The organism is uncultured Aquimonas sp., from assembly GCF_937888285.1.
Classification (GTDB): domain Bacteria; phylum Pseudomonadota; class Gammaproteobacteria; order Xanthomonadales; family Xanthomonadaceae; genus Aquimonas.
Genome location: NZ_CALART010000094.1, coordinates 1 through 2,933 on the forward strand (window position 1 = coordinate 1; position 2,933 = coordinate 2,933).

Genomic DNA, 2,933 nt, shown 5'->3' on the forward strand with positions numbered 1-2,933 from the left:
CTGTCACTTCACGGACGGTGCCGCAAGTGTAGCCAATTATGTAGACACCCTCTGAGATCAGCGTGGCATTGCCATCCTGGATCGAGAGGTCCAAGCCCAGTTTGGCCACACTAATCGCTCGTTGTAGCTGCGCGAGGATGTTGGGAAGTCGGGCGTCATCGCGGTCCGAGAGCCTCGCCTCGAGCTTGGCCTGCGCCTCGCGGCAGTCCGTGAGGTGCTGCTGCACATGGGCGCTGAAATCGAGCAGCAGAGGCCCGTCCCAGTGCCTGAAGTTTCGACCCGATACGCCGCCACCGCCCCAGCCTGAAGCCACGAGCCATTCGTCGATCAAGTCGGCAAGCTCCCTCGTCAGCGCTGTAGCTGGCCGGAGGGAGGCCGTCGAGGTCGCGTGCATCGGGTGCGCCAGCCAGCCCAACTGGAAGTGGCGAAGCTCGGGGTGCACGCCGCGGGTACCCAGCCACTGGCACAGCATGTGCCGGTGGACATTCCTGCAGCTTTGCCAAACATCGGGAAGCTGCTTCAAGAGGTTGGACACCTCCAGGCTGTGCCAACCGCCATCGTCAGCGGGGGCATCAAAGAGCGGTCTTTCCCCCGCCAGAACCTCCAGCGCGCCCCGCGTGAAGCGACGGAGATCAGGCGAGGACGCGATCCGCTGAAGCTCTCGAACGTAGCTTTCGAGAGCTCCTTGGAAGCGCCAACCTGTGCTGGCGATTCGGGTGTGATGAGCGGGGTCGGACTGCTTGTCCGAGAGCACGACCAGCGCATGACTCGGCGCGAATTGCGACAGTCTCAGTTTTGCCAGGGCGGCGACCGGCCGATGACCCGTCGCCAGCATCAAATGCATCGCAAGGGCGTCCCGACGCGCCCTCATTTGAGTGACGAATGTGCGCGTGCCTGGCCGGCCACGGCCACGATCTCCCTTCGCACCAACCAGCCTCCAAGCGCACTCCAAAGGGCGCCCCGTAGGACGCACACGGGAGCCCGCGAAAAGATCCTGAGCCAGCCCCCTCCAGCGTAGGCCGGGCCGCGCACCAGTCACGCTCTCGGTGTGGAGACACAGCCGCTCCGCAAAGCTGCGTACATCGAACGCCATGTAGTAGGTGGGAGCATGGCCCACGCCGAACGAGTCGCCCAGCGCGATCTGCGCAACATCCGTCCCTTGGTCGCTGGCGATATGCGCCGCGAGCCGCCGCCTCCATGTTGCAGCGGTGACGTTTGGAGGGTTGCCGACTTTGCTGAATGCCGCACTGACTGGCCGAGGCTGGTCTTGTGTTTGAAGCCAACCCTCTGGACGCGGTCCGTTGTTGCGATCCGTGTGCGCTTGCCTCGATCGCTGCCATCGCAGGCCGACCCCGATCTCCAAGACAGCGCGGCTCAACGGAAAGGCAACGAAGCCACATGCCGTCTGCCAGCGCGAGTCACCAGCTTTCGGCTCGAAAGCCTCTGGCGGTCGCAGGTCTGGCCGGATCAAGGCCCGCAGGCGAGCATCGATGCGTGGCGTCGCACCCCCACCCAGGTGAGCACGTGCCCAGATCAGGCTGCGCGCCTCGGCATCCGACAACCCCGCTTCAATGGCGAGCAGTACCAGCAGATGGAACTCGACGAGCTCCGCGTCACCAGCGGCCAACGCGTGCCTCGCAGCCTCCACAAGCCTTCGCCATTCCCCCTGCACGAGGTGGGCGGGGCAGATATTGTCCGTAGGCCGCAGTAGAGAGGAACTGCTGCGCCGGTACAGTTCCCTACCCCACGCTGCTAGCTGGAGCTCAGTCTGCTTGTCAGGCGAGTGCAGGTAGACCTCGGCATCCACCTCGAAGATGGCCCGATCCTCTGATTCGTCCTCGTCCTCCTCCGGTGCCAGATGCAGCAGACCCTCAGACAGCACGCGAGCCTCTTCCGCGTCCTCGTCATCCCCTTCCTCTGCGGTGTCGTCCCCAGCAGCGAGGATGAGTTCGCATTTCCTGCCGAGCGCCTCCACCCAGAGATCATCAAAACTCTTGACCCCCACCATGCGTGGATGCGCGTTTGCGTCAGCGCCTGCATTCTCGACCGCTGCGAGTCGAAATCGCATGCGAACGATCAGTTCTTCAAGCCCGGCACAGTCGCCGATGGCCGCGGCAAGCGGACCACGGTCGGACGCGCGGAAGGAGCCACGCAGGTTGCTCGCAAGCCGGGCGATGTGCTCCGCCATATCGCCGCGCAGGATGAGCTCAAGAAGCAGCCACAAGAGCGTCTGCACCCCCCTGGATCGCCGCCCGGGGCCGCTGGCCGCGCCGATCAGGGTTTCCGCAAGCTTGTAGCGGTCAAATGTGTGCTCGAGCGTGAGTTTGTCCCCGGAGGAGTTTTGTCTAACGAGTGCTGCGAGATGCTCAGCCCTGTATCGACTGACGGCGGTGAAACAGTGTGCGTCGGCAGGAGGATGGGCGAGGATGGTTCGGAGGGCAGCAGCGAGATTCGGCGTCCAGGAGAGGCTCGGCACCAGCAAGCCGGCCAGCTTTCGTGGCAGCCGCACCTCGTACTGGCTGCGGCGCCCGCGGTCTGCAGGATCAGCTTTGGCAGTCATGCTGCAGTCTCCGCGTGCAACGAACGTCTCCACCGCGTGACCGCTCGCCAGCCCCTCACCCCTCGTTCGTCAGCGCTGCCGTCTGTGAACCGGCGGGGGGATTTCGAAGGCCGCAGAATTCTCGAACGCCGCTCTGCCATACCCTGCGAGAGATCACGCTCCAACGGTTGTGGAGCCTTCGCCTGTTCTGCACCTCTACGTGAACGGGAGGGCGCAACAAGGTTGCCGCCGGTTGGTCGTGTCTTCGAAGAGCCCAGCAGCACGACAAGGCCGCACGGGGGGCGGTCTCAAGAATCAAGCGCAACACGTTTAGCGAACTTGTCTTGCCACCCAGTTCCCTTGGACCCGCTCATCCCGGATTTGTGTAAGTCCG

The 2,933-nt window shown here is 64.1% G+C and carries 1 protein-coding gene; it reads right to left on the minus strand.

From position 1 onward, the window contains the following. Positions 1 to 2,560 (minus strand): hypothetical protein (locus tag Q0654_RS17360; RefSeq protein ID WP_298856227.1); only part of this gene is annotated, 2,560 nt, incomplete at its 3' end. Positions 2,561 to 2,933: the final 373 nt, after the last annotated feature.